15 protein-coding genes are annotated in these 25891 nt (G+C 60.3%); 8 read left to right on the top strand and 7 right to left on the bottom strand.

Going from position 1 to position 25891, the window contains the following annotated elements:
* Positions 1–388 precede the first annotated feature (388 nt).
* Complete coding sequence (locus OXI69_09560; GenBank protein MDE2666387.1) at positions 389–3520, bottom strand: S8 family serine peptidase; 3132 nt, start codon at positions 3518–3520, stop codon at positions 389–391.
* Between the two features lie 572 nt (positions 3521–4092).
* On the opposite strand from OXI69_09560, the gene OXI69_09555 reads away from it, so the two are divergent.
* The 4 genes from OXI69_09555 to OXI69_09540 all read left to right on the top strand — a co-directional run bounded on the left by OXI69_09555 (position 4093) and on the right by OXI69_09540 (position 10368).
* A complete protein-coding gene (locus tag OXI69_09555; GenBank protein ID MDE2666386.1) occupies positions 4093–8775 on the top strand; it encodes a leucine-rich repeat protein in 4683 nt (1560 codons plus the stop codon).
* Positions 8776–9062: 287 nt separating this feature from the next.
* A complete protein-coding gene (locus tag OXI69_09550; protein MDE2666385.1) occupies positions 9063–9473 on the top strand; it encodes a hypothetical protein in 411 nt (136 codons plus the stop codon).
* Positions 9474–9715: 242 nt separating this feature from the next.
* Complete coding sequence (locus OXI69_09545) at positions 9716–9994, top strand: hypothetical protein (GenBank protein MDE2666384.1); 279 nt, start codon at positions 9716–9718, stop codon at positions 9992–9994.
* Positions 9991–10368 (top strand): type II toxin-antitoxin system VapC family toxin, encoded by a 378-nt coding sequence (locus tag OXI69_09540; GenBank protein ID MDE2666383.1) that lies wholly within the window; start codon positions 9991–9993, stop codon positions 10366–10368. The genes OXI69_09545 and OXI69_09540 overlap by 4 nt, the downstream gene beginning before the upstream one ends.
* Before the next feature lie 5 nt (positions 10369–10373).
* On the opposite strand, the gene OXI69_09535 is transcribed toward OXI69_09540, so the two are convergent.
* Both OXI69_09535 and OXI69_09530 read right to left on the bottom strand, forming a co-directional pair.
* Positions 10374–11507 (bottom strand): hypothetical protein, encoded by a 1134-nt coding sequence (locus OXI69_09535; GenBank protein ID MDE2666382.1) that lies wholly within the window; start codon positions 11505–11507, stop codon positions 10374–10376.
* A gap of 111 nt (positions 11508–11618) precedes the next feature.
* A complete protein-coding gene (locus OXI69_09530) occupies positions 11619–13388 on the bottom strand; it encodes a hypothetical protein (protein MDE2666381.1) in 1770 nt (589 codons plus the stop codon).
* 554 nt (positions 13389–13942) lie between these two features.
* Here OXI69_09530 and mgtE point away from each other — a divergent pair.
* From mgtE to OXI69_09510, 4 genes are all read left to right on the top strand, one after another.
* The gene (mgtE, locus tag OXI69_09525; GenBank protein ID MDE2666380.1) at positions 13943–15289 is read left to right on the top strand and encodes a magnesium transporter; all 1347 of its coding nucleotides are present in this window, start codon (positions 13943–13945) and stop codon (positions 15287–15289) included.
* 278 nt (positions 15290–15567) lie between these two features.
* Positions 15568–17229, top strand: coding sequence for an FAD-dependent oxidoreductase (locus tag OXI69_09520; GenBank protein MDE2666379.1), 1662 nt, complete (start codon positions 15568–15570; stop codon positions 17227–17229).
* 12 nt (positions 17230–17241) lie between these two features.
* Positions 17242–18666 carry an RtcB family protein gene (locus OXI69_09515; protein MDE2666378.1) on the top strand — a complete coding sequence of 475 codons (1425 nt, stop codon included), beginning with the start codon at positions 17242–17244 and terminating at the stop codon, positions 18664–18666.
* Between the two features lie 369 nt (positions 18667–19035).
* A complete protein-coding gene (locus OXI69_09510; protein MDE2666377.1) occupies positions 19036–20667 on the top strand; it encodes a sigma-70 family RNA polymerase sigma factor in 1632 nt (543 codons plus the stop codon).
* Between the two features lie 52 nt (positions 20668–20719).
* On the opposite strand, the gene OXI69_09505 is transcribed toward OXI69_09510, so the two are convergent.
* The 4 genes from OXI69_09505 to OXI69_09490 all read right to left on the bottom strand — a co-directional run bounded on the left by OXI69_09505 (position 20720) and on the right by OXI69_09490 (position 24913).
* Positions 20720–21442: a hypothetical protein gene (locus tag OXI69_09505; protein ID MDE2666376.1), complete on the bottom strand. Its 723-nt coding sequence runs from the start codon at positions 21440–21442 to the stop codon at positions 20720–20722.
* Between the two features lie 173 nt (positions 21443–21615).
* The gene (locus tag OXI69_09500; GenBank protein MDE2666375.1) at positions 21616–22938 is read right to left on the bottom strand and encodes an OFA family MFS transporter; all 1323 of its coding nucleotides are present in this window, start codon (positions 22936–22938) and stop codon (positions 21616–21618) included.
* A gap of 23 nt (positions 22939–22961) precedes the next feature.
* Positions 22962–23702, bottom strand: coding sequence for a hypothetical protein (locus tag OXI69_09495; protein ID MDE2666374.1), 741 nt, complete (start codon positions 23700–23702; stop codon positions 22962–22964).
* Positions 23699–24913, bottom strand: coding sequence for an ABC transporter substrate-binding protein (locus OXI69_09490; protein ID MDE2666373.1), 1215 nt, complete (start codon positions 24911–24913; stop codon positions 23699–23701). Before OXI69_09490 ends, OXI69_09495 begins: the two co-directional genes overlap by 4 nt.
* Positions 24914–25891 lie beyond the last annotated feature (978 nt).

Raw genomic sequence — 25891 nt, 5'->3', positions numbered from 1 at the left:
GGGAGTGAAGCCGGGAGTGCTCCTTCGGTCGGGCTCCGCCCTCCCTGCGGAGCACTCCCGCTCGTTGCCCATCCACCCTCTGGGAGATATGCTTAGCCACACATAAAGAAGACTGGCCGTGTAAACCATGTATGCGGTTTATTGTGTAAACCATGAATGGATTGCACACTTGAGGCCAGCACAAGGCTTCCGGTAGAACTCTATCACTCCCCCCTTGAGGGGGAGTCGGTGAGACAAGGGCTCCGCCCGCAGTCGAGCCGGTGGGGGGGGCCAGACTCCGAGGTTCGTTAGAGGCCCCTGTTTCTCCCTGTGTGATCCGGCCCGTCGTCGGGGACGGGGGCGGCTAATCTGGGACTCGGCCGGTCTTCAGCCAGCCTTCCAGTGCCTGTTATTCCAGTGGGATCGGAAAGGTGAGGGTGCCGTCGTTGGAGTTGTTGTCCACGCTCACCACGTACAAGTAGGCTTCTCGGGGGATTGACCAACTGATGAAACCATCCTCCACCCGGGCCGAGACGGACATCTGAGAATAGCCCTTGGCCGGAAGACGGAACCTGATGACCTGCACGGGGTCGGCGCCTCTCTCCTTGGAATGGACTCGGGCAGTTACAGTCTGGCTCCGGCTCGAACTGTTGAACACCCCGATGTTGGTCCGCTTGTCGTCGTTCACGTTGACACCCAGGCTTATGGCCGATCCGGTATAGATAAGCGGCGGGGTGGGCTGGTTGAGAACAACGGTGGTGTTCCTGCCGCTGGAAGTTTCGATGAAGACCTCGACCGAAGCGACCTGAAAGGGCTTCTCGGCCGTGAACTCGACCGCTCCCGCCCCACGGTATTCGAAGAGGGAATCCAGAAAATCGTTCCAGGAGTGATAGGTAACGGCTTTGAGCGAGATCGTTTCCTCCTTCACCAGGCCCCGTGATCCGTAGAGCCTGGCTGTGATCTCGATGTCGTCCTCGCCGAGGTTCGCCAGGGTGAGGTTGGTCTTGAATATGCCCCCGAACCTGCCGGGAACGTTGGCGGTGGTGGGAATCACCCAGCGGCGGGACATGAGGGGAATGAGCCCCTCATCCACGGGAATCGGAGGCGTCGTGGCTGAGGCCGTCCTCGACCAGTCAGAAACCTCCCCATCCCGATCATAGGCATACATCCGATAACCGTAGGAACGCTCCGGCTCCACGCTGCCGTCCACGAACTCCCTGCGGGTCCTCGAGAGCCATACCAGCAACTCCCAGCTCCCGCCCTGGTCTTGCCTATCGATGCGAAACCCACTCGCGATCACGCCGTTGTCGTCCCTCCAGTTGAGACGGATGCGATTGGGTCCCAAGGGCGTGGCGGTGAGCTGGTAGGGAACCTGGAGCGGCTCCTGGATTGCAACCGACTCAAAGAGGGCGGTCACGTTTCGTGCGGAGCTTACCCGGACGGTGCAGCGGTTGCCGGACACGGAATCGCACCCCCGCCAGCTTTCGAACCCAAAGCCCGAGTTGGGACTCGCCGTTAAAGTCAGACTCGTCCCGGAAGTATAGGTGAACCGCGGCTGGGACTCCAGGACGCCCGCGGCTGCATCGACCTGGATGCGGGGTCTTGTGATGTTGTTTCGCGAGTCGGTGATCGATACGCCCGTGCTCTTCAGGGCGGAGAGCACCTCCTCCACCGAGGCATTGGGCGCCTTGGACTTGAGCACGGCCCAGGCTCCGGCGACGTGGGGAGCCGCTAGAGACGTTCCTAACGCCGTGGCGAAGTAGTTTTCAGGATACGACGATGTGATCCACCGGCCCGGCGCCAGCAAATCCAGCTCCGCGGAACTGTTGGAGAAGTCGGAGACCTCGTCCCGTTTTGTCTCCGAGCCGTCGCGACCGGGACTGCCATCGTCGGTCGATCCAGCGCTCACAACATTGGAGATGCAGGCAGGGGAATTGATACCCGTGGAGGATTCTTCGTTTCCGGAAGATGAGATAGCGACAATATCGACGGCGCGTAGCTTATCGACAATTGCTTTATAGGCTGGAGCAAAATCGTCGCAAACAGCGGGAAAGGTGTCCACGGTGCCTAAGCTCAGGTTGACAGCCGCAACATCGAAACGGTCACTCAATTCGAGGATTCGTTCCAAGCCGGAGATCTGATCGGTCCAGCTCGATCTCAAGCAGGGTTCGGCCGATTCCTCTTCTTCCTCTTCTTCCTCTTCTTCTTCCCGGCAATCGTCAGCCCCGTACTTCGAGAAAACCTGTATCGAGATGAGCTTGGCGTCTCTGGCCACGCCTGAGAAATCCGGCCCTCTACCCGCGGCGATCCCGGCAACGTGCGTCCCATGAAAGCAGCCGGGCAACTCGGGGTCCGAACAGGGCATACCAGAGCCCGGACGGGTGGACTGGGAAACGCCTCCAGGACAGAGTGAGTCTCCATCACCCGAGCCCGAGTAGCAGGCCTCCGACACGACCTTCCCCGCCAGAAAGCGATGGTCCCTGTCCACCCCGGTATCCAGGATGGCGATGGTCTGGCCCGAGCCGCTGAATCCCTGGCTCCAGGCCCGAGGCGCTCCCACCAGGGGAACGCTTTCCTCCAGCTTCGGCTTAAGCAGCTTGTCCTCTTCGATGCTGACCACCTCCGGATCCGAGGCCAGAGCCTCCAGTGCGCCCGCATCCACTTCCATGGCCAGGTAGGGTATGTACTTGAACTTCTTGACGGACGAGAGGCTGTAGCCGCTCATTCGGACCAAGAGGGCCTGCTGGGCTCGGTCGACCCGGCTCACCATGTCCGCCCGCGCCTCTGCGTCCTTGAAGTTGCTTGCCGCCGAGGCTTCGGAGCCTCCTTCAGCTCGCAACCCGACGATGACTCTCACCCGGCCCTCAGCCTGAGCCTTGGCGGTCAACGCCGCCAAGGCCCTGACCCTTTGAGCGCTTGCGGTGGGTTTGACTGCTACGACGGGCTCGTCCGAAGGCGGTGTGAAAGCAGCCTCGCCCAAGGTGAGGCTGCTGAGCCTGTTGGTTGTGGCGGTGCAAGTCGACGTCCGGCTCGGGGTGATGGTACCTGCCCCCTGCGGGACTACCTCGGTTGTGACGGGAAAGCAACCGGAAATTGAACCTTGCCGGACCGTAATGGTTCTGCTGTACTCGTTGTCCCGTTCGTTGCTCTCCGCAACCGAGTCTTCGGTATCGACAACGATCTTGAGGGTGTGTGTGCCGGCGCTCAATCGTCCGATCCAATAGTCGGACCACGATACGAAATAGTTACTCATAAGGGGGGAATCAGAAGACCTTTCATTTTCAAATGTCCGAGCCAGCCGTCCGTTGACAAAGAGCTCCATACGAAAGGTCTCGGTCACCGAAGCAGCTCCGGCGTTGAGCACGGCAAAGTCAACGAACAGATCATCGGTGTCCCTCAGTGGCGAGCTGTCGCTGTGAGTGTCCTTCCCATTGGAGACCACGATCCTGACCGACCAATCCCGTGGCTGGTGCGGTCTGAGATTGGGCAGGCTGCCCTGGGCGGCATGGAAGTCCGGGAAAAAGCTCAGGGCGGAATTCACAGCGGCAATCCAGATCGCGATTCCACGGATTCTCTTGGCACCCCGCATTGTTTTAATGGGTCGATAGATCATTTGGATACTCTTCCGGATAGTCCATTCCGGACGCTCGCCAGTATCCAGCCTTCCCAAGATTCCGACCTCAGCCTCAACTGTCTCCATTCACAATGTAGTACACTAACCCGCTTCATCTCGGTCGCCGGGTAAACCGCCTCAACAGGCCTGAAGGGTGATGGCGGCGCCGTATAGCACCACTCGGCTAGGGTCTGACGGCTATGCCCGCAGCCTGGCGCAAGTTGCTGTTGACGGCGATTCCGCGACTTCCAGCGGCGGCATCCCGCGGTAGTCCCGAGTCGAAGGGAGTCAGACTTCCGGAACGGAGCCTCCACGGACAGGATCAGTCTCGGGAACCCAACATACACTCCAAGAGCGCCCTGCCACACAGGGTTCCCCAGTGCGAATTGCCACCCACGGTAAATCCGCTCTCCAGAATGGCTTTGGTACCCCCATGGGATCGAGGACACATGCACGAACATGCTCCCCTGCGCGATAGACGCTCGAACAACCGAAAGGCGATGGTGTTCCCTCCGACATCGAACACTTTGTTTCACGGAATTTCTCGCAGAATTGTCGGAATCGCAGCCACTTTGCTTGTTCCGCTGGCCAGTGCAGCTGCGCAAGGGGTTTGCGATCGCACGCCGCAGGTTCGGGACCGTTTGGTCCATGCCACCGGGGTATCAGGTTGCGCAGAAGTCACCACGAGACATTTGGCCGATGTGACAGTTCTCTCTCTCCGAGGATCTGGTGCCACCATGCTGCAAGACGGGGACTTTAGTGGGCTAATTTCCCTGGAAGAGCTGAGCCTGCGTGCAAATAGGCTGAGCACATTGCCCAAGGACATCTTTCGCGGCCTCAGCTCTCTACAACTCCTTATTCTAGGTCAAAACATCCTGAACTCATTGCCGGCAGAAGTGTTCCGCGGACTGGACTCGCTGCAAGGACTCTACATGTCCGTCAATCAGCTCAGCAGCCTGCCCCCGGAGATCTTCGACGGTCTCAATTCCCTGCAAGAGCTTCACCTGGACAGGAATAAACTCGATTCATTGCCCGAGAACATCTTTAACGGCCTCAACTCCCTTCAAATGCTCAACATATACCAAAACAACCTGAGCTCATTGCCTGAAAGAGTCTTTCGGGGGCTCGGCTCTCTGGAACACGCAAATCTAAGCTACAACACCCTGAGCTCATTGCCGGCAGAAGTGTTCCGCGGACTGGATTCGCTGCAAGGGATCTACTTGTCCGGAAATCAGCTTGGCAGTCTTCCCGAGGAGATTTTCGCCGGGCTGAGCAATCTCATATCGCTGCAACTGAGTCAAAATCGCCTGGCTACCTTGTCCGCAGGCATCTTTGACGGACTGGGTTCCGTGCAGCATCTCACCTTGTTCCTCAATCAACTGAACACCTTACCCAACGGAACCTTTAGAGGGCTGAGTTCCCTTGAAGAGCTGTACCTCAACGAGAATCGGCTGACCCACTTGCCGGAGGGGGTCTTTCGCGAATTGGGCAAGCTTGAAGTGCTATGGTTGTCTGACAACAATCTCACGACCTTGCCAAGGGGTATCTTCAACGGCCTGAACAGTCTGGTGACCCTGGTTCTGGGAGACGGCGAATGGCCTCCCGGGATGCTCGACGAGGTGCTCGACACGTTGGGGGGGCCATACACTTCATTTGGGGGGTCATCACCTCGCGAAGGAAGGTTGGACCTGGGCTTCACGTCTTGGCTCGCCTTTGCTGCAACATGGCAGACTGCCTCACAAGGAGACACCGTCAAGGCAGAGGCCACCCTGAGCCGGGTCTTGCCGATGGCCGTCCGAGTCCCCTTTGCCATCAGCGGCAGCGTCACGTCTGACGACTACAAGGATCTTTCACCGGCCCCTTCCGACGGACTGCTGTTTTTAGCTGGAGAAACAAGCAAGGAAATCAGCGTGACGTTCGTGGAGACCGACGCCGCACAGGATAAGGACATGACTCTGATCCTGGGCGGGCGTTCCCAGGTCGGGTTTCGACGATCCGACGGCACGGGCCCTGATGCCCCTCACCTGCATGCAGGCAGCTTTCTTGCCGTTTCCTCCGACAGTTCCCATTTCATAAATGTCACTTCTCCCATCCTGGACACCAACATCTGCGATCGCACGCCCCAGGTTCGGGACGAGCTAATGGAACTCACCGGGGCATCGATGTGCGAGCAAGTCACCAGGAGATCCATGGCCAACAACCGCATTGGGCGTTTGGAGTTGGGATCGTCAGGCATTACGACGCTTCGGGAGGGTGACTTCGACTGGCTGAGTAATCTAATACACCTTCAACTGCACTCCAATCACTTGACCACCTTGCCCAAGGGAGTCTTTCGCGGGCTGGAGAGGGTTACCAGGATCGACTTGCAGCACAACGACCTGACCAACCTGCCCGCAGGAGTCTTTGATGGGCTGAGTTCCCTGCAAATTCTCTACCTTAACTCCAATCAGCTAAGCACCTTACCTACCGATATTTTTCGTGGACTGAGTTCCCTTTCAAATCTAACCGTCGGCGACAATCAACTGTCTACCTTACCCTTGGGAGTGTTTGGCGGACTGAGTTCCCTGCAAAGCCTGTCCCTCAGTCATAATCAACTGACAGGTCTTGCCGCAGGCATCTTTGACGGACTGAGTTCCCTGCAATCTCTCCGCCTGCATTCCAATCAACTGACCGCTTTGCCCGAGGCAGGCTTCGACACACTCAGCAACGTGACATTGTTGACGTTGAGCAACAATGCTCTGACCAACCTGCCCGAGGGTATCTTTCGCGGGCTCACCTCCCTGCAATGGCTGTACCTGAGTGACAATCAACTGACCGCCTTGACTGAGAAGGCCTTCAATGGATTGAGTTCTCTGAGACTCCTCCACTTGCACGCCAATCAGCTAGCCGATTTGCCCGAGGAAATTTTCCGCGAACTCGCTTCCCTGCGAAATCTCAGCTTGAACTCGAATGAGCTGACTTCCTTGCCTGCAGGTATCCTTAACGGGCTCGATTCCCTGACATGGTTGTACCTATCCGACAATAAGATCAGCACCCTGCCAGAGGAAGTCTTCGGCGGCCTGAGTAACCTCCAACTGATTACACTGGGTCACAACTCTCTAACTGCTTTAACCGCAAACGTATTCGGCGGACTGGACGAACTGGCTCATCTGGGATTGGAGGCCAACTACCTCCTGAGTAAATTGCCCCCGGGAGTTTTCGACGACGTGCTCGATACCTTGGGTGGTCCTTACGCGTCTCCTCGATACGCGCAAACCTTGCAGGGGGAACTTACTCTAGACACAGGGTTGAAGGCTTCGCTACATTTCGCTTCGACCTCACAGCAAGTCTCCCAAGGAAGCGCCGTCAGAGTAACGGCGGTCTTGAGCCGGCCCTTGCCAGTGGCCTTGCGTGTCCCCTACCACGTAGCCGGCAGCGCCGCGGCCGACGATTACAAGGACCTTTCGCCCTCCCCATCCGAGGGACTGCAGTTTCTGGCCGGCGAGACGCACAAGGAAATCGTCTTCTCGCTGTCGGAAAACAAATCCAGCCAAGGCAAGACGATTGCGCTGACTTTAGGCGACCTTTCTGAAATCGGGCTGCGCCGATCCGACGGCAGCGGTTCCGACGCTCCCTACCTCAAGACTGAAACTTTCACGGACCGTCCCCTCGAGGAAGCCACACACACGGTGACCATCACCGACTCCGGATCGGGAGGGAGCGATCCCGACGCGGCGGAGGACATCTTCATTCCAGTCATTCTGACCTCGGCCGGGCGTAACAACTCCTATTTCACTTCAGAGTTGACGCTGACCAACCGGGGACCTGAACCAGCGATCCTCAATTACACCTACACGACCCATCCTGGAGACAGGAGTTACTCCGCCACCGACATGCTCGGACCCCTGCAGCAGAAGATCGCACCCGACGCCATTGCCTATCTGAGGGAACTGGAAATTCCTATTCCCGAACGAGGCAGTCAGGTCGGGACGGTGAGAGTGGGTGTGACGGGTTCATCCGAAGTGTCCGCCGTGGTGCGGACGACCACGGAGGTGCCGGAAGGACGGGCAGGACTTGCATATCTGGGTATACCCGGACACGAGGGATTCCAGGACGAAGCGGTCTATCTGTGCTGTCTGCGGCAGAACCGGCAGGACCGCTCCAACGCGGCCATCCAGAATATGGGTGCCGAGGGCGAGATCACTTTGAGGACCACGGTGTTTTCCGGGAATGCGGCCGACAGGAGTGGCCGGGTGCTGGAGGACCAGACATTGGGGCCCGGAGAGTTTCACCAGTTCAACGCAGTGCTGGCTGATAAGGGCGATGCCACGTTCGGTGGCTACGTTAGAGTGGAACGGGTGAAGGGGGAGGCACCATTCTACGCCTACGGGGTCATAAACGACCAGGCCAACTCCGACGGTTCGTTCATCTTTCCAGTCAGTGAGAGTTCCCTGGCGGGCGCCATGGGACAGACCCTGCCGGTAGTGATAGAGGTGGGGCCCTTCATCAGCGAGTTGACGGTAACCAACTTTTCGGATCACCCAAAGTCCCTGAGATTCAGTGCCACCGACGATGCCATCGAGACGGCGGATGGCACAATCACCTTTGGCCTGACGCTTCTTCCGGGTCAGCAATACATCATTCCCAATCTGATGGACACGGCCCGCCAACAGTTTGACATCGACCTGCCGAGAGGTCTGGCCGTGCCCTTGTTTGCCACGGCCGATGACGGAGACATGAGCGGAATCGTGATCGGAGCCCGCACGGGATCGCCGGCAGATTCGAACGACCCCAGCAAGGGCCAGTACAGCGTCTTCTACACCGCCGTGCCCCAAGGCGGGGCGTTCACCGACAGCGCCTGGGTGGACGGATTGCAGCAGAATGAGGAGAATCGCAGCAACTTGGCCTTGGTCAACACCGGAGAGGTCGATAACAGCGAAAGCGTCTTCAGCCTGGAGATATACGACGGGGAGACCAGCCAGCTGGTAACGACCGTCAGCAACGCCGACACGACGGTCGCGGCCAGGCAATGGCATCAGATCAACGGCATCCTGCGCAATTATGCTCCAGGAACCACGCAGGGCTACGTTCGGATTCGCAAGGTCTCCGGTAATAATCCCTTCCTGGCCTACGGGGTAGTTAACGACGGCGGAGTTCCAAGGCAGAGGAGCGACGACGGGGCCTATATCCCGGCGAGGGAATAGAATCCAGCCTAAGGTGGTGACGATGGTCCAGAAGCCAGTGCTGTTTCTTTGCATGGGACTGTGGATCGTCGGGGGACCAGTGGAGATGTATGGACAGGGGGACCTCAGTGCTTACGCTATCTGGGGTTTCATAACGTTCCCTCGGACTGTCTCGGGCTGTCGAGGTGATGGGAGATCGTTTGTTGGGCCCGGGCAAGGAGCGAATCGAGTGGGCCGGCACACTGAACCATATGGATTCCGGTGAGGTTGCGGCGAGGATCATTTGGGAGTTTCCGCGGAGGGTCAGAATGGAAAAGCAGCTCGACCCCGAAGCCGACCGCAATGTGGAATTCACCGTCTACGACGGGGAGATCCTGCGCAAGTCTCACGGGTTGGTCAAGCCGGAGCAACCTGGCCTTGGTCATTCAGGAGAAATCGACAACAGCGACTGCGTGTTCAGCCTCGAAATCTACGACGGGGAGTCGGGCCGGTTGGTCGACACCGTGACCGGTAGACGCCTCGCGGCCGAAGCTTGGTACCAGATCAACGGCATCCTGGGCAACTATTCCCCCCGACACCACGCAGGGATTTGTCCGCATCAGGCGGATCTCCGCAAACAACCCCTTCCTGGCCCACGGGGTCGTCGACGACGGCGGCGCCCCGGGAGAGCGCAGCCGCGATGGAGCCTACTTGCCTGCTCGAAGATAGTTGGGCGCTGATGCCGGGCACGAACGCCAATGCGACAGACACGCTGTCTGCGATGCCCAAGCATGACGTCGGGCTCGGCATGCTCTCCTCGACCGTGAATCGGGCTCGGTCCCCTAGTCTACAGCGCATTTCCGAAAACAGGATAGATGACAACGGCTCGCACCTACCCGAAGCCACGTAGGGCGTTCCCGACGCCCACTCACACCGAACAAGAGGACTTGATGCTGTACCGTAAATATGGGAATATGGCTCTATGAAGACGACCATTGATCTCCCCGACGCTACCTTCCGGCAGGCCAAGGCTATCGCCGCCGCCCGCGGCATGACTTTGAAGGAGTTCTTCACCGAAGCTCTTAAGGAACGACTTCGGCGCTGCACCGTCGAGACCCGGAACGAAGGTGTCGAGCCTCCCTGGATGGCCGGATTCGGCAGGCTATCCGACCTTGCCGACGAGAACCGTCATGTCCTCCAATCAATAGAGGAAGAGTTCGAGCGGATCTCCCCTGAAGATCTCTACAAAGACCCGCGATGATCCTCGACACCAACGCCTTGTCCGCCTGGGCGCAGGGGAACTCCGGGGTCGAAGCGCCGCTACGCTCGGCTGAGCGGTTGGTGGTCCCCAGCGTCGTTCTCGGCGAGTACTACTTCGGCATCCGCCAATCGCGCCACCGGCTCCGCTATCAGAATTGGCTCTCCCGTTTCTTGCCGTTGACGGAAATCGCAACCATCACCTCGGCGACGGCAGATGCCTATGCCGATATTCGACTGGAATTGAAGCGGCTGGGGGCTCCGATACCGCCTAATGACGTCTGGATTGCCGCATTGGCCCGCCAGCACGGTCTGCCGCTGCTGAGCAACGACAGCCATTTCGACGCCGTCGACCGAATCCAGCGCATAGCCTTTTGAATCGGTCAGGGAGTGACCTGCTCCAGGATGGCGACGTCCCCGGGGTTCCAGGTCTGGGCGATGATGTAGAGCTTGCCGTCGATCCGGCGCACCACGGCGTCGTGGATGTGCTGGAAGGTTTCCAGTCCCAGCTCATCCTTGACCATCACCGTGGAGATCACCCGGTCCCCTTCCAGAATGTAGATGGGGGCTCCCTTGCTGCGGTCCGGGCCATACAGGCAACCCACCACCGCGTATTTCCCTACGTAGTCGATGTCGATGGGAAAGGAACCGACCGGCAGCTTCAGGGTGGACCGGTAGTGCCCGTAGCGGGTGAAGCGCTCCACTTTGGCGTTGGGTCGGTCCGAAACCGCCAGTTGTTGCTTGTCGGGAGTGAGGGTAATGCCGTGCCCCGTGCCGAACCGGCCGGGGCCGCTGCCCTTGCCGCCGAAAGCCAGGTCGTGCCAGGTGACCCGAAAGGGGTCGGTGCCCAGGACTCGGGCCGTCAGAACGTAGTCGAGGCTCGAGTAACCCGTCGTCACGTAGAGCGTTCCGTCGAGATGCTCCACGTCGGTGGGAGCGAAATTCCCCTTTCCCCGGAAGTAGTCGTTGACGGTGGGATGATCGAAGTCGTCTTTCGGCGTGGGCGACTGCAGCGTGTGGACCAGGGCTCCGTCAAGCGTGGTGGTGTAAATGTCGCCGGTCTTGTGGGCCGGAAAGGTCAAGTAGCCTGTTCCATCGGGGCCGTACCAGATGGTGACATTGTGCAGATTCACTTCTCTGATCGCCTCCGGCGTCTCCAGCAGCCGCACCGTCTTCAGATCGGCGCTGATCTGAAGAATTCCCGCTCCGGCCAGGGCGAAATAGGTCTCTCCCCTTCCGGGGCGACGGTCCACCGTGAAGCCCCCGTGGGCAGCGGCCAGGACCTTCCTGGCTTCCTCGGGCAACCGTTTGGAGGTATACAGGACCCGAAACTTCATGGCTCCCTGCCCGCTGACCGCTCCTTCGGAAGTCTCTGCCGTGCCGGAGCCTTCCAAACCGCCGACAACCGCGAGGGCCACCGCGGACCGGTGGTCATGAGAGAAGACCGCCGGAGAACCGGAGCCGAGGCTCGACACAACGGCCCAGGCACAGAAAAGGACATGGGTGTGCCGCTTCATGAAATGACCCTCCCCGTTGGAAATGGGATGCAAACGATCTTCTGAATCGTGTGTCGGGCGCCGGGAGTTCCGGCTTCGGCAGCCAAACCGGGACAAACGAGCCACCGATGGTCAGGCCGATGCGGCCTCCTTGTAACGAACCGTCAGCTCCAGCTTCTCGATCAGGATCTCTTGGGTAAGGTTACTCGCACGGTCCGCCACGCAAACTCCAACCAGGTTCTTTCCCAGGGCAAGCTGGTCCGGCTTCACTTTGAATTCCAACCAGCCGGCGTCCACGCGAGCGGTTCCCAGGTTGAGGTTGTTGATCCTCACTTCAACCCGCTTCTCGATGCCTCGCGCCATGCCGCTGGTCCAGTGGGGCTCCGGACCCGGTCCGCCCACCCGCTCGGGGACCAGTCTGTCCCTGACCATGACGGGGGGATGCTTCCTGCTCTTGGGCAACCGCGCCGCGGCCGGATCGTTCAGCAGCAAGCGGAGGCGCAAACTGGCGACACGGTTGGCCTCCGACGGGATGTCGTCGCCCACATTGAGAGTCAGCAGGGTATCCACCCGCCCGCTGTTGTCGAGGGCGGCCGGCAAGGCCTCCAGCATGTTGGTGTTGCTATACATCAACCTGGGAGTCGTCCAGTCCTCGGGATTGGGCATCACAATTTTTCCGTGACCGCCGCCGCGACGTTGCACCACGAAGGACTTGTCCAGGTGGCGAATGACCTCGGCCCCACCCATCTCGCGGAAGGCCTGCTGATGCATGGGCCAATGGAGTTCTCCCGGGTCGGGGCCGTACTTGAAATTGAAGGTCTGAATGCCGTCGGCGCCCTGGTGGTACCAGTTGGACCAGACTCCGCGAAGCACTTCGATGGGGGGAGCGCAGTAGCCGTCCGAGGAGTGGTGATCGTCGATCACGCCCAGCAGCTTGGTGGGCAATCCCTCGGCCAGTTGACGGAAAGCCACCAGGTCCACTTCGAAATTTCGGCATCCCAGAGCCAGGATATCCACCAGTTGCTCCTTGATCCAGGTGCCGACATCCATTCCGTCGAAATGACAGCCCAGCAAGTTCTCGGGAACCCGGGCGGCCAACAGGAAGGCCCGGCCGCGGCGGCGCTCCACCTCCAGGGTCATCATCCGGATTCTACGAATGAGGTCGGTCAGCAGGGAATGATTTTCCCAGGCCTGACCGAGAGGGAAAATCGGGCACATGCGGGCGAAATCCAGCTCGATTCCGTCGAAATCGTAGACCGTCGCGACCTCCTCCATCTTGCGAAAGACATAGTCACGCACACCCTCGACGGCATAGTTCCAAATCCCGTTGGGATTCCAGGGCATGACCATAATCCAATCGGGATTTTGCTGCTTGAGCGGGATCCGATTCTGATTGTGCATGTCATCGATGAAGGTCCCCCGCCCCGGAATGAACTGAGGGTCGTTGTCGCTGCCGTTCATGCGTTCGGAGAAGAAGACTTCCAGCCCTCGCCTACGGGTCTCGTCCTGAAAAATCCGTACAATATCAATCCCTTCCCTGATCCAGCGCTGGTAAGCGGGCTGATTGTAGGTCGGCAGGATCTTGCTGGGGTAGGCAGCCACGTTACCCTCCCCCCAGTTCCACCACACGCTGTCGATGCAGGACTCCGGATCGTCGATGAAGGCGAAGCGGCTCTTCAGGATGGCATCGATACTTGGATAGGTATCGGGATCGATCAGCAGCACGTCAAAGTTCTTGGCCACACGCCGGCGGCGGTTGACGGCTTCCAGGTGAAGCGGCGAAAGCCGCACGGGCGGCTTCCCGCCACCAGGGCGATCCTCCATGGCAATCCGGCACGCACTCAGTTGTGCGGCCCCGACCACACCGGCGACAGCGGCACCCAGAAATTCTCGACGATCCATGATTCAACCACTCCTCGGTCTTGCGGCGACCTTTTTAGCAGTCAATGGAGCCTTTTGCAAAATTCGGCAGCGGACCGTTTGCCGGAAATGGCCACAAGAGGCGCAAAAACACAAATTGTGATTGTTGTGCTTTTTGTGGCTAGACAGCATTTTTCATCGGGTCGCACCCGATATTGAGAAAGGCACGACCTCAGGTTTGCCGGCAAGATGCCCTGCCCGCTACGGATCTTGCAAGAGGTCAATGAATAATCCTTGCAGTCCTCACCGCCGAAGGTCAGGCCCCCTGCTTCCCCGGCAGATGCCGAGGCAGAAAAACCCCTTTTCGTTCGGACGGGCTGAAAGGCCCTATCAGCCTATCACAGCGGTAAGCGGGCATTGAAAACGAGCCCGTTCCCGTGGCAAATTCCCCTTCGCAAAGTTGCTGCCGAACGCTTCCGGCAATTGGTAGGATAATAGCGGGCCGGCGGGCTCCTGTCCGCGCGATCTCGGGTCGCCTCCGTTGAACCTGTTTTCACCCAGCATTCATCTCCACTCTACTGTCAGAGGGCTTACCCATGAATCGACCGCTCGGACCATCCGTCGAGGAACTGATTGAAAACAAGAACTGGCCCGAGCTGCGGGTTCGGGTGTCGGACTGGCCTGCGCCCGAGACGGCCGAACTGCTGCTGGGAATGGACAAGTCGGACCGTGTGCTGCTGTTTCGCTTCCTTCCCCGTGCTGTCTCCACCGATGTCTTCGCCCATCTCAGCACCGAGTCGCAAGTCGCTCTGGTCAAGGAGCTGACCGACGAGGAAACCCGACAACTCCTGGCCAACCTGGAGCCCGACGACAGAACTCACCTGCTGGAGGAAATGCCCGGACGGGCCACCCAGCGCTTGCTGAACCTGCTGAGCCCCGAGGATCTGGTGGAGGCACGCAAGCTGCTGGGATACCCGGAAGAGAGCGTGGGGCGCCTGATGACCCCGGATTACGTGGCCGTCCGCGCCGAGTGGACCATCGAGCGCAGCTTGCAGCACATACGCAAGGTCGGCAAGGGGCTCGACTCCATTGCCACGGTCTATGTGACCGACCCCCACTGGAAGCTGCTGGACGAGATCGAGCTGCAACAGTTCGTGCTGGCAGCGCCCCACGATCGAGTCGATGCCCTGATGGACCGTTCGGTCGCCACCCTGTCCCCCTACAGCGACCGCGAGGAGGCCGTCGGCCTCTTGGGCAAGTACGACCTTGTGGCAGCGCCCGTGGTGGACTCCGGTGGCGTCCTGCTGGGGGTGGTCACGGTCGACGACGTCATGGACGTGGCCGAGGAGGAAGCGACCGAGGATTTCCAGAAGTCGGCGGCCGTCGAACCCCTGAAAATGAGTTATGAAGAAGCGGGGGTCTGGTCCCTATACCGCAAGAGAATCCCCTGGCTGGCCCTGCTGGTGCTGGTGAACCTGGCCGCCTCGTCGGTGATTGCCGCCTACGAAGAAACCCTGTCGGCCGCCATCGCCCTGGCTTTTTTCATTCCCTTGCTCATCGGCAGCGGCGGCAATGCCGGAGCCCAATCGGCCACCCTGATGGTGCGCGCCCTGGCTACCGGAGACATCCGGGCAAAACAATGGCCCCGAACCGTCCTCAAGGAGCTGGCGGTTGGGGGAACTCTGGGAGCCACCATGGGAGCCACCGCCTGGTTCTTCGGGGTGCTAAGAGGGGGATTGGACATCGCCATCGTGGTAGGCCTGGCCATGCTGGCCATCGTTGTGGCCGCCAATACGATCGGTGTGGTGCTGCCCTTCCTCTTGAGCCGGCTGGGAATCGATCCGGCCGTGGCCAGCAGCCCCCTGATTACCTCGATAGCCGACGTGGCCGGACTGGTCATCTACTTCTGGCTCGCTTCGGCGCTGCTGGGCGGCATGGCCTGAGAGTGGGCTGGACAGGCCAATCGTTGTTCCGATACACTCACCCCTCCCGGTGACCCTCTGCCCCGAATCGCCCACGGAATAAGGGATTTCAGGGTCGGCCCTTTTCGATCCGCTTGTGTTCTGTCTCAGAAAAAGGGTTGCCATCTTTCGGAGCGCAACGGGCTTCTCCTACCGACCGTTTCCCGGTGGAACCTCCATCGGAGATGGTCATCCTTTTTCTGAGACAGGACACTACAAGCCGGGGCTGTTGAACCAGTGCCCCCGGAGGTCCGTTGCCGATGGCCGCAGCCAGCAAGAACGAGTCGGCTTCCCCCAACGGCGCCGAGCACAGTTCCGGTCCCACCGATGTCCTGATCATCGGCAGCGGCATTGCCGGAGCCACCGCGGCCCTGCGCCTGGCACGCAACCCGCGGCGGCAGGTGACCGTGGTCACTCGCGAGGAGGACCCCAAGCAGTCCAACACCCGCTGGGCCCAGGGAGGGGTTGTTGGACGTGGCAGCGACGATGCACCCGAAACCCTGGCTTCCGATATTGTTGCCGCCGGCGCCGGAGCCAGCTCTCCTCAAGCCGCCAGGCTCCTGTCGGAAGAGGGTCCGCGGCTGCTTCAGGAAATCCTGGTGGAGGAGGCGGGGATTCCCTTCGATCGCGGCGATTCCGGCCAATTGGTTTTCGGACGGGAGGCCGCCCACTCGCGCCGGCGGGTGATCCACGTGGGAGACTCCACCGGCCTGAGCATCATCGAAGGGTTGATGGCCGCGCTGCGTCGCTGTCCCAACGTGAGATTTCTCACCGGCTTCACGGCCGTGGACCTCATCACCTTTCCCCACCACTCCAGGGACCCGCTGGCCACCTACCAGCCCATCACCTGCCACGGCGCCTATCTGTTCGATCGCGAGGCGCGACGCGTCCACCGGCACCTGGCCCGATTCACGGTCCTGGCCACAGGCGGCCTGGGCAGAATCTTCCGCAACACCACCAACCCCGTGGGAGCCCGCGGCGACGGCCTGGCCATGGCCCACCGGGCGGGGGCCCGCATCGTCAACGCCGAGTACGTCCAGTTCCACCCGACCGCGCTGGCCACTACGGGCGGGGACAGCTTTCTCATCAGCGAGGCCGTACGCGGTGAAGGGGGAGTCCTGCTTTCCCCCGAGGGCCGGGCCTTCATGGCCGACTATTCCCCCGAGTGGAAAGACCTTGCCCCGCGCGACGTGGTGGCTCGCGCCATTCACCACCAGATGGAAACCCACGGATACCCGCACATGCTGCTGGACATCGCCTCCCGGATGCCGGCCGCGGCCATCGAGCAACGGTTCCCCAACATCCGATCCACCTGTCTTGCTGCCGGTATCGACATCACCAGAGAGCCCATTCCGGTGATTCCCGCGGCCCACTACTTCTGCGGCGGCGTACTGGTGGATTCCTGGGGGCGATCCAACATCCGCAACCTTCACGTGGTGGGCGAAGCCAGTTGCACCGGCGTCCACGGGGCCAACCGCCTGGCTTCCACTTCCCTCCTGGAGGGCCTGGTCTGGGGCAGCCGGGCCGCCGACAAGATGGAAGCCTGCATGGACTCCGGCTCCCTGCTCCCGCCTCCTCCCCTGGAGGCCCTGCCCCCCTGGGACGACAGCGGGCTGGTTTCCGATCCCGACCCGGCGCTCATCCAGGGAGACATGCAGACCATTCAGAACATCATGTGGCATTACGTGGGGCTGGTTCGCAGCGGAGACCGCCTCTCCCGGGCCATCCGGGAATTGCGTCATCTGTGGAACGAAATCGAGACCTTTTACCGAACCACCAAGCTGAGCGACGGTCTGATAGGACTGCGCAACGCGGTCGAGGCCGCCCTGATCGTCGCCAGGGCCGCTTACCACAACCGGCAGAGCCGCGGCTGCCACTACCGGCAGGACTCGGTGCTGGCGGACGGCGACCGCTTGATCTGAGCGAATGGGGCCATGCTGAAGAAACTGGACGATTACCGCTATCTCATTCCCAGGTCCTACAAACAGGGAATGAGAGTCGAGGGGCTGGTCTACGCCAACGAGTCGCTGATTCGGCAAATCGGCAAGGACCTCACCAAGGAACAGGTGGCCAACGTGGCCACCCTCCCGGGGCTGGTGAGACGCTCATTGGCCATGCCCGACGCCCACCAGGGCTACGGTTTCTGCATCGGAGGCGTGGCAGCCTCCGACCTCGACGAAGGGGTGGTCTCGGCCGGCGGAGTAGGCTTCGACATCAATTGCGGCGTCCGCCTGTTGGCCTCCGACTTTCAGACAGAAGACGTCCAACCCAAGCTGCAGCCTCTCCTGAATCAACTCTTTCGCGACATCCCCTGCGGCACGGGAAAGCAGGGATTGCTGAACCTGGCCCCGCGGGACCTCGACCCGGTGCTGGAAGACGGAGCCCAGTGGGCGGTGCGAAAAGGGTACGGTGAAGCGGCTGACGAGGCCTTCATCGAGGAACTGGGCAGAATGCCCGGCGCCGACCCCTCCAGAGTCAGCTCCCGAGCCAAGCAACGCGGCCACCGTCAACTGGGGACTCTGGGGTCGGGCAATCACTTCCTCGAGCTCCAGAAGGTGGAGGAAGTGTTCGATTCGGAACTCGCCGGTCGTTTCGGTCTCTACCGGGACCAGGTGGTCGTGCTCATACACACCGGATCCCGTGGCTTGGGCCACCAGGTGTGCAGCGACTACCTGGATCTGATGCAGCAGGCCATGAAGCGCCATCGGATCAAGGTGATAGACCGCCAGTTGGCCTGCGTCCCCATCAACTCGGGAGAGGGCCGGGACTATCTGGCGGCCATGGCCGCCGCGGCCAATTTCGCTTTCGCCAACCGCCAGATGATCACTTACTGGACCCGCCGGGCTTTCGGCCGGATCCTGGGAAGCGACAAGCTCAAGATCGTGTATGACGTCTGCCACAACATCGCCAAGAAGGAGGATCACCGGATTGCCGGCAGGAACAGGGCGGTTCTGGTTCATCGCAAGGGTGCCACCCGAGCCTTTCCCAAAGGCCATCCGGCTCTGCCCCGGGAAGTAAGAGACCTGGGGCAGCCGGTTCTGGTGCCCGGAAGCATGGGGACCTGTTCCTATGTCCTGGTGGGCACGGGACGGGCGATGGCTGAAACGTTCGGTTCCTCCTGCCACGGGGCGGGGCGGGCCAAGAGCCGCAGCCAGGCCAAGCGGGAAACGCCGGCACAGAAGCTACTGCAGGAGATGGCGGCCAAACGGATCCTGGTACGGGCACAGTCGCGATCCGGACTGGTCGAGGAAAAACCGGACGCCTACAAGGATGTCAGTCAGGTAGTGGAAGTGGTGGAAAGAGCAGGAATCGCCACCAAGCTGGCCAAGCTGGTTCCGCTGGCGGTCATGAAGGGTTGATCGGGCCGATTCGGGCTGATTCGTCATTGCCCGAACCAGCGAGCTGCGCTATACTTGTCTGTTTAAAGGTTGGAACAAACTCCTGCAAACCGTAACCGGACATCAGCCCATCAGGGTGAATCGACCAGGCGACGCTAACGATCTGTGAGGTCCCGCGAGCGATCCCTCGTATTCAGAAGCCCTTCCAGGCAGTTTACCAGCCACTTCACACGGAGTCCCAGGAGTGCGGCGCTTTTCGAGCTTGACGCCGTCTTGCCTCCTGCGGGCTGACTCAGAGGAGTCCTGTCGAATCGGACTCTGGACCTCATATCCAGGCCGCAGCCATTCAGGGTCGCCTTTAATTCTCAAGCAAGCGAGTCAACCGGATCCATGATTCCCCGTACCGACCAAGACAAGCTGTTGGAGCAAACCCTGACTCCGAGTGCGGATGCGCGCGAGGTTGCTCCGCGCCCTGGCGCACTTGATGAAGATCTCGCGGAATCCCTCCCGGAAGGCACCAGCCGTTTCCTTGGGGAAGAATCGGAACGGCGGGGTTCCCTGGGAGGACAGGCCAACGACGAAGACTCCGCTGCCCTTGGAACGGGCGAGGGAACCGCAACGCAGGATCGGGAAGACTCCGCTGGGCTGGATCTGACACCCGGCGCTCTGGACCGTGCCAGCGAGACAGACCCGGTCAGCCTCTACTATCAGGAGATGCGGTCGGTTCCGCTGTTGACCCGTGAAGGGGAAGTCTCCCTGGCCAAGCGCATTGAACGGGGCAACCTCAGGATTTCCAAGGCCCTGTCCCGGTCGCCCTTCGTCGTCGGTGAAATCCTCCGGCTGGGCGCTCAACTGGAGAGGGGCGAGCGTTCCGTCAACCGGGTGGTGGTATCCAACGGTGACTTGATCGATGCGAGGCTTCGGGACGCGTTGGATCGAATTCGAAGGATTGGAGAGTTGGCCGAAGAATGGGAGCGGTTGCAGCGCCAGACGGCCTCGGCCGACACGGGCAAACCCGGAGAACGTCGTCGACTGGGCAACCGGCTTGCCCGTCACACTATCCTCGTCTCCCAAGCGGTTCGGCGCCTGCAACTGACCGACTCCGAGCGCGCTCGTCTGATCGGGCGTCTCAGGCAGCATTACGAGGACCTGTCCGCCAACCGGTCCAAATCACGGGCTCCCGGCAACGATGCCACCTCGGCCGACCGCAAGCATCCTTCAAGGACCGGTCGGGAAGGGCTGCGGCGGACCCTGGCCGTCCTCACTCGAAACAGCAAGGCCGTGGCTCTGGCCAAGCGGGACCTGGCTCAAGCCAATCTTCGCCTGGTGGCTTCCATCGCACGGAAATACTCGGGGCGCGGCCTGCCGATGCTGGACCTGATTCAGGAGGGCAACATCGGTCTCATGAGGGCAGTGGACAAGTTCGAATACCGGCGCGGCTACAAGTTCTCCACCTACGCTACCTGGTGGATTCGGCAAGCGGTGACTCGAGCCCTGGCTGACCAGGCCCGGACGATCCGCATCCCCGTACACATGGTCGAGACCATCAACAAGCTGATCAGGGCATCCAGAGCCCTGGTGCAGGAGTATGGACGGGAGCCGAGCTCAGAAGAAATCGCCGGGCACCTGAACATTCCCGTGGGCAAGGTTCGCCAAGCCTTCAAGATCGCCCGTCAGCCCATCTCCCTGGACACGCCCGTTGGTCAGAACGAGGATTCGGTGCTGGGAAATCTGATCAAGGACGACAAAGCAGCCTCGCCCGACGACCTCCTCAAGAACCGCGACTTGAAGGAGGCTGCCGAAAGCGCTCTGAAGACGCTCAATCCGAAGGAAGAAAAGGTCATTCGGCTCCGCTTCGGCCTTGAGAACGGGGTCACCCACACGCTGGAGCAGATTGGCAGGAACCTGTCCCTGACCCGTGAGCGCATTCGCCAGATCGAGGCCAAGGCACTGGTCAAGCTCCGTTGTTCCCCCTCCAACCGCAAACTGCTCCACTTTCTGGATCCCGTCGACGAAGAGTAGTCCCCGGTCGGTGGGACGCCCCAACAATGCTGCCGGCCGCCCCGGCCACCTCTCAGGAACCGAGGCGATACCGCCGTTCCACTTCCACCAGCCGCGCCACCAGCTCCGAGTGCCCCTGAACGTGGAAGATGTATCTGGGAATGTCCCCTCCGGTGCTTCGGGACATGAAAGGCTCCCCCCAGAAGCTCAGCAGGGCTTCGGTCTTTTGCCCAGGCGCGGTTTCGGCCAGAATGAAGGAAACATTTTCATCGATGTCGGTCCAGGCAGGAGGGCGAACTTTCCGGTACCCACGGCACTCCTGCAGTTTGGGCAAGACCTCCGACTCCCACAATGGTTGCTGGCTCCGGTCCAGCACGAATTGAACCGATCGAACCATCGGGTTTTCGACAGCGGGACGCAACAAGGCATCGAAGAGGGCTTGCGGCTTGAACATCAGCAGGCACACATGGAACCAGACCATGTCTCCCTGGGCCTGCCCGGCAAACCGTTGGCTGCAGGAGAGCAGCTCCCGGGGCCCGACCAGAACGGCATCGGGAGGATTCAGCGCACTCCGAATATCGGTGACAACCGTTTCGGTACGTTCCAGACTGCGCTCCATGCGCTCGTTTGCAGGCTCCCGCCGCAAGGCGCGCAGAAAGAGCAGAGCCAGCAACACCACCGTGATCATCAGGAGGACGCCTTGATCGATCAGGTGCAAAAAGTGCATCACGATGGCAGCCACCGCGGCCAGGATGCCCGCAATCGCATCCCAATCGAAGCTCAGCAGCCGTCGCATCCTTGATTTTTCCCCACCGGATGGTTGCTGCATCGATTCTCGCCTCCCAGGCAAGTCGTAGGATCCATCGCCGGTATTGCGATACCGGGAGTGTCTCGGAGTCTATCGGAAGAGTGGAGCGGAGTATCCCTGGCTGCGGTCGGTCGGAGCACGCAAGATGGCGCTACAACTCGTCAATTCCTCTGGGGCAACGGGATCCCAAGCTGTTGCAATGTATCCGTCACGGTAGGCCGGCGGAGGCGGATACGCTCATCGTTCAACAGATAGGAGAATATGTATCCGAAGCAGAGAATCACCACTCCGATCAGGAAGCAGTAGATGACGGCGCGATCGGGATACCTATCCTTGAGGTGCCCGACATAGAGCGGCCCGAAGATCCCTGCCGCCGCCCAGGCTGTCAAAATGGTCCCGTAAATGGCCGACATCCGCTTGGCTCCAAAAACATCCAGAATGAAGGAAGGCATGGTGGCGAAGCCTCCCCCGAAGCAGAGCAGGATGTAGCAGACGAGCAGCGAGAAGACCCAGGGGTTGCGCTCGGTCATGAGTATGCCGAAGACTACCATCTGGCTGGCCAGAATGATGCGGAACACCCGGATACGGCCGATGCGATCCGACAGCAGCCCCCAGAACAATCGTCCCGCCCCATTGCACAACGAACTGACGGCGATCAAGGTGGCGCCGTAGGCAACCAGCATTGCAGGCTCGATGGTAGGATCCGCGAGTCCCCACACGTCCTGCAGCAGCGGAGACTGGAAGCTGATCACGGAGATCCCCGCGGAGATGTTGAAGAAGAAGACCAGCCACATGACGATGAACCTGGACGAGAGCAGGCATTGCCTGATGGATTCCGATTCCGGAACAACACCGCTTGCCCCGGCGCTCGCGGGAGTGGGGACTGCAGGGGCGGGTGGGTCGGAGAGCAGAAGACTGGACGGGATCAGGATGCAGGCGAATATGGCGCCGAGCCAGGTGAAGAGGAGCGCCAGATTGCCTCCGGTGAAATACATCATGAGAACGGGCGCCAGCACCTTGCTGAGCAGAAAGGCTCCGATGCCGAAACCCATGACCACGATTCCGGTTGCCAACCCCTTGCGGTCCGGAAACCACTTCGCCGTGGTTGCGACCGGAGTGACATAGCCGAGCCCGATCCCTGCCCCCCCGATCACTCCATAACCCAGGTAGAACAGGATCAGGTTGTCCAGATGCAGGGCCAGTCCGCCAATGAAATAGCCCGACGAAAACATCAGGCTGCCGGCCGTCGCCAAAAATCGGGGTCCGGTCTTGGGCAGCAGCATGCCTGCCCAGGCTGCTGAAAGCCCCAGTGTGAAAATGACGACGCTGAAAGCGATGGCGGTATGGGTGAAGGTCCAGCCGTAGTCCTGGACCAGAAGCGTCTGGAAGAAGCTCCAGGCATACACCGTCCCGAAACAGATCTGCAGCAGCGTGCAGAGCAGCACGATCACCGTGCGTGGGAGTACGACATGCGGAATGGTCATACTCACTGCCTCCGAGTGCTGGATCAGACCTGCTGGTCAGGCGGAGCGCCTCGCGCCTTGTCAAAATCCATGACCGTCGAGAAATAGAGAAACAGGCGAGCGAGTTGTCCGACCTCGTCGTCGCGAGCCAGGAGCTTTTCGTCCGAGCTGTCCCTGTTTCGCTCCCGTGCCAGTCTGGCGGCATAGGCGATCACCGAGTCGATCGGTCTTGCGGCAAGCCTGACCAACCAAATGGCGGAAAAGACGCCGATGATGAAGATGAAGGAGATCAGGTAAACCTGTTGTCCGACCGCCCGTTGAATCTTCAGCGCGATCAATCCCGTATCCATGCCGATGTGCACGGCCCCGGCGACACCGGCAAGGATGGGGCTGCTCACCTCGACGAAATCCCCCATCCCGGGGAGATGACGCTCCATGGTCGCCCTGGAGGAGTGATCGCTCTCGGCAATTTCAGTGGGAATTCCCGGAACGAACGTGTGGGCCAGAAACTCGCCGTGTTCGCTGGTGATGTAGATGTAGCTGATTCCCTGGATTTCGATGAACTGGTCGATCAGGGACTGCAGGGCGGACAAGTCGCGGTTCAGCAGGATGTCGACGCTTGAATCGGCGATCGTCTTTGCGATCCCTCGGCTGTTGCTCTCGTATTCAGCGGACAGGTGGGTATCGACCGTGTAAATGCACAGGGCGGAGGTCGAGAGGCTGATCACCGCAAACAGGAAGAAGATGCCGACCAGGGTCTTCTGAAACAGCTTCTGAATTTTCATGACGCAAACCTGTCCTCCCAGTTCGTCAGGGTGACGAAGCGACCCGATTCGACAACGGTGTAGTAGACCTGTTGCAGCCCTTGACGCCGATCGGGGCCGAAGGAAACGCGCTCCGAAATGCCGAGGTCGAAATTACTGATCGTGAAAATGGCATCCTCAAGTTTGTTCCGATCCGGTTGATCCCCCAATCGCCGCAGGATCTCGACCATCAGCTTGGCGTTGAGGAATCCCTCCAGGCTGACAAAACTGTACGAGAATGGCGAGTAGTCTTCCTTGAGCAGGTGCGACGGGGGTTGGGGATCGTACCGATCCATCATTTCTCGATACTGCTCGACCGCCGGAATTGAAGTGTCTTCATAGCTGGGCACGACCTGCGAATTCACCAGCAGCCTGGTGTAGCGCCGGCTGTCTTGGCGTCCTTCGGTAACCAACTTCAGCAGGTTCTCGCTCCCGACAAAGGAGAGGTTGGCGATGGGGACTTCCAACCCGAGGTCGACAGCGTCCCGCAAGAATGCCGCACAGGCGGCGTAGGAGCCGATACAGATGACGGCGCTTGGGTTGGACTGCTTCAGTATCTCCACCTGGCGGCGCATACTGCCGGAAAACATTGCCCCTCGACGATAGGTGGCTTCACCGACCATCTCCAAACCATGTCGGCTCATCGCCAGCCGCACTCCCGCCCAACCGCTGCGGCCATAAGCATCGGCTTGATAGAACACGGCGATGCGCTTGTTGCCTATCGACACGAAATTGTCGACCAAACCAGCGGTTTCCTGGCGATAGGAGGCCCTGAGATTGAAGGCGAAATCCCCGTAGGGAGGTTCTCTCTGGGGTTGGGCGCCCGTGAATGGAAAGAACAGGAAGGCCTTTCTTTCCTGGAACTTCTTCAGCATGGGAAGGACCCGCGTGACGGTTGGCGTGCCGACATAGCCGAACAGTGCGAAGACCTGGTCTTCCAACACCAGGGTCATGGTGTTGGTGACTGCCGGGTTGGGCTGGTAGCCGTCGTCATAGGTCTTGAGCACGACCTTGCGGCCTGCGACGCCGCCGGCCCGATTGACGTGCTCGAAATAGGAATTGGCACCCCGGTAGAGCTCAATGCCGAGGCCTCGTGAGGGCCCGGAGAAAGCCGCCGATACACCCAGAACGATCTCGGCATCGGTGAGTCCGGTTTGCTCAATACGCGCATCGGGATTTGTTTCTCCGTTCATTTCTTGTTTCCTCCTTCCGTCAGTCGGTTCGACCGGTTCCGCCCACGCGTTTGGACAGGACAACCATGGCAGGCCCAAGAAGCCGCCAAGACCGGAGCCCAGCAACTCCCGCCTCGTTATCCATCCCATGGCAGACACCTCGCTTCAGCTTCTTGCACAGCGATTCGTCCTGTTAGAGCCGCAGCAACTTTCTTGTTCCAACTTCAACCTGTCGAATTAGCAGGAAAACCCCTGTGCCAGCCGGCAGGATGGGCGGCGCAGTCAATGGAAGCGCCGCCCCGCCAAAGTCTGGCAAAGCCGAGGTGTCCCGTCGCTCCCGCCCCCGCTTCCGGCGCCTCTCGTTCTCTTCCTGAGCCAAGCCTGATTACCGCGCCATTATACTGAATGCCGCCGTTCAGGTGACCGACGAACTTTCGGATCTTGACCTGGATGTCTGCGCCGCCCGATTTGCGCCCGCGGTTGGGCACCGTTGTTCGGCGGGCAGGATCGGAACGGATTCAGTTAATTGTGAATTATGTGAAGTTTTTTCACACGGGGTCAATCCGAGAGCCCGAAAGGAGCGAAAGCAATCGATCCGAGGAGGAAGCCCGCAGGAACGTTATTTGAAACAAAAGCCGCGACTCAAACAGCTACAGCCTGTGGAACCAGTTTAGTGGCAAGGGATTGAGCGGCATCTGTGAGGCACGCCAGGCGGCGTCGCGGGACTGATTTGAAGTACCCCTGGTGCAACCGGTTTGAGCCGCCCTGTCGCACGATCCGGAGCCGAGCCTTGCCCCCCACCGCATCAGCCTTCGCCATCCGGCTCGGCTTTGTGCAATCCATTCATGGTTTACACAATAAACCGCATACATGGTTTACACGGCCAGTCTTCTTTATGTAGGGCTAAGCATATCTCCAAGGGGGTCGATGGGCAACGAGCGGGCGTGCTCCGCAGGGAGGGCGGAGCCCGACCGAAGGAGCACTCCCGGCTTCACTCCC

The organism is Acidobacteriota bacterium (genome assembly GCA_028875575.1).
Classification (GTDB): Bacteria; Acidobacteriota; Terriglobia; order Versatilivoradales; family Versatilivoraceae; genus Versatilivorator.
The sequence above is the reverse complement of the archived record's forward strand: the minus strand, read 5'-3'. Positions and strand labels throughout refer to the sequence as shown.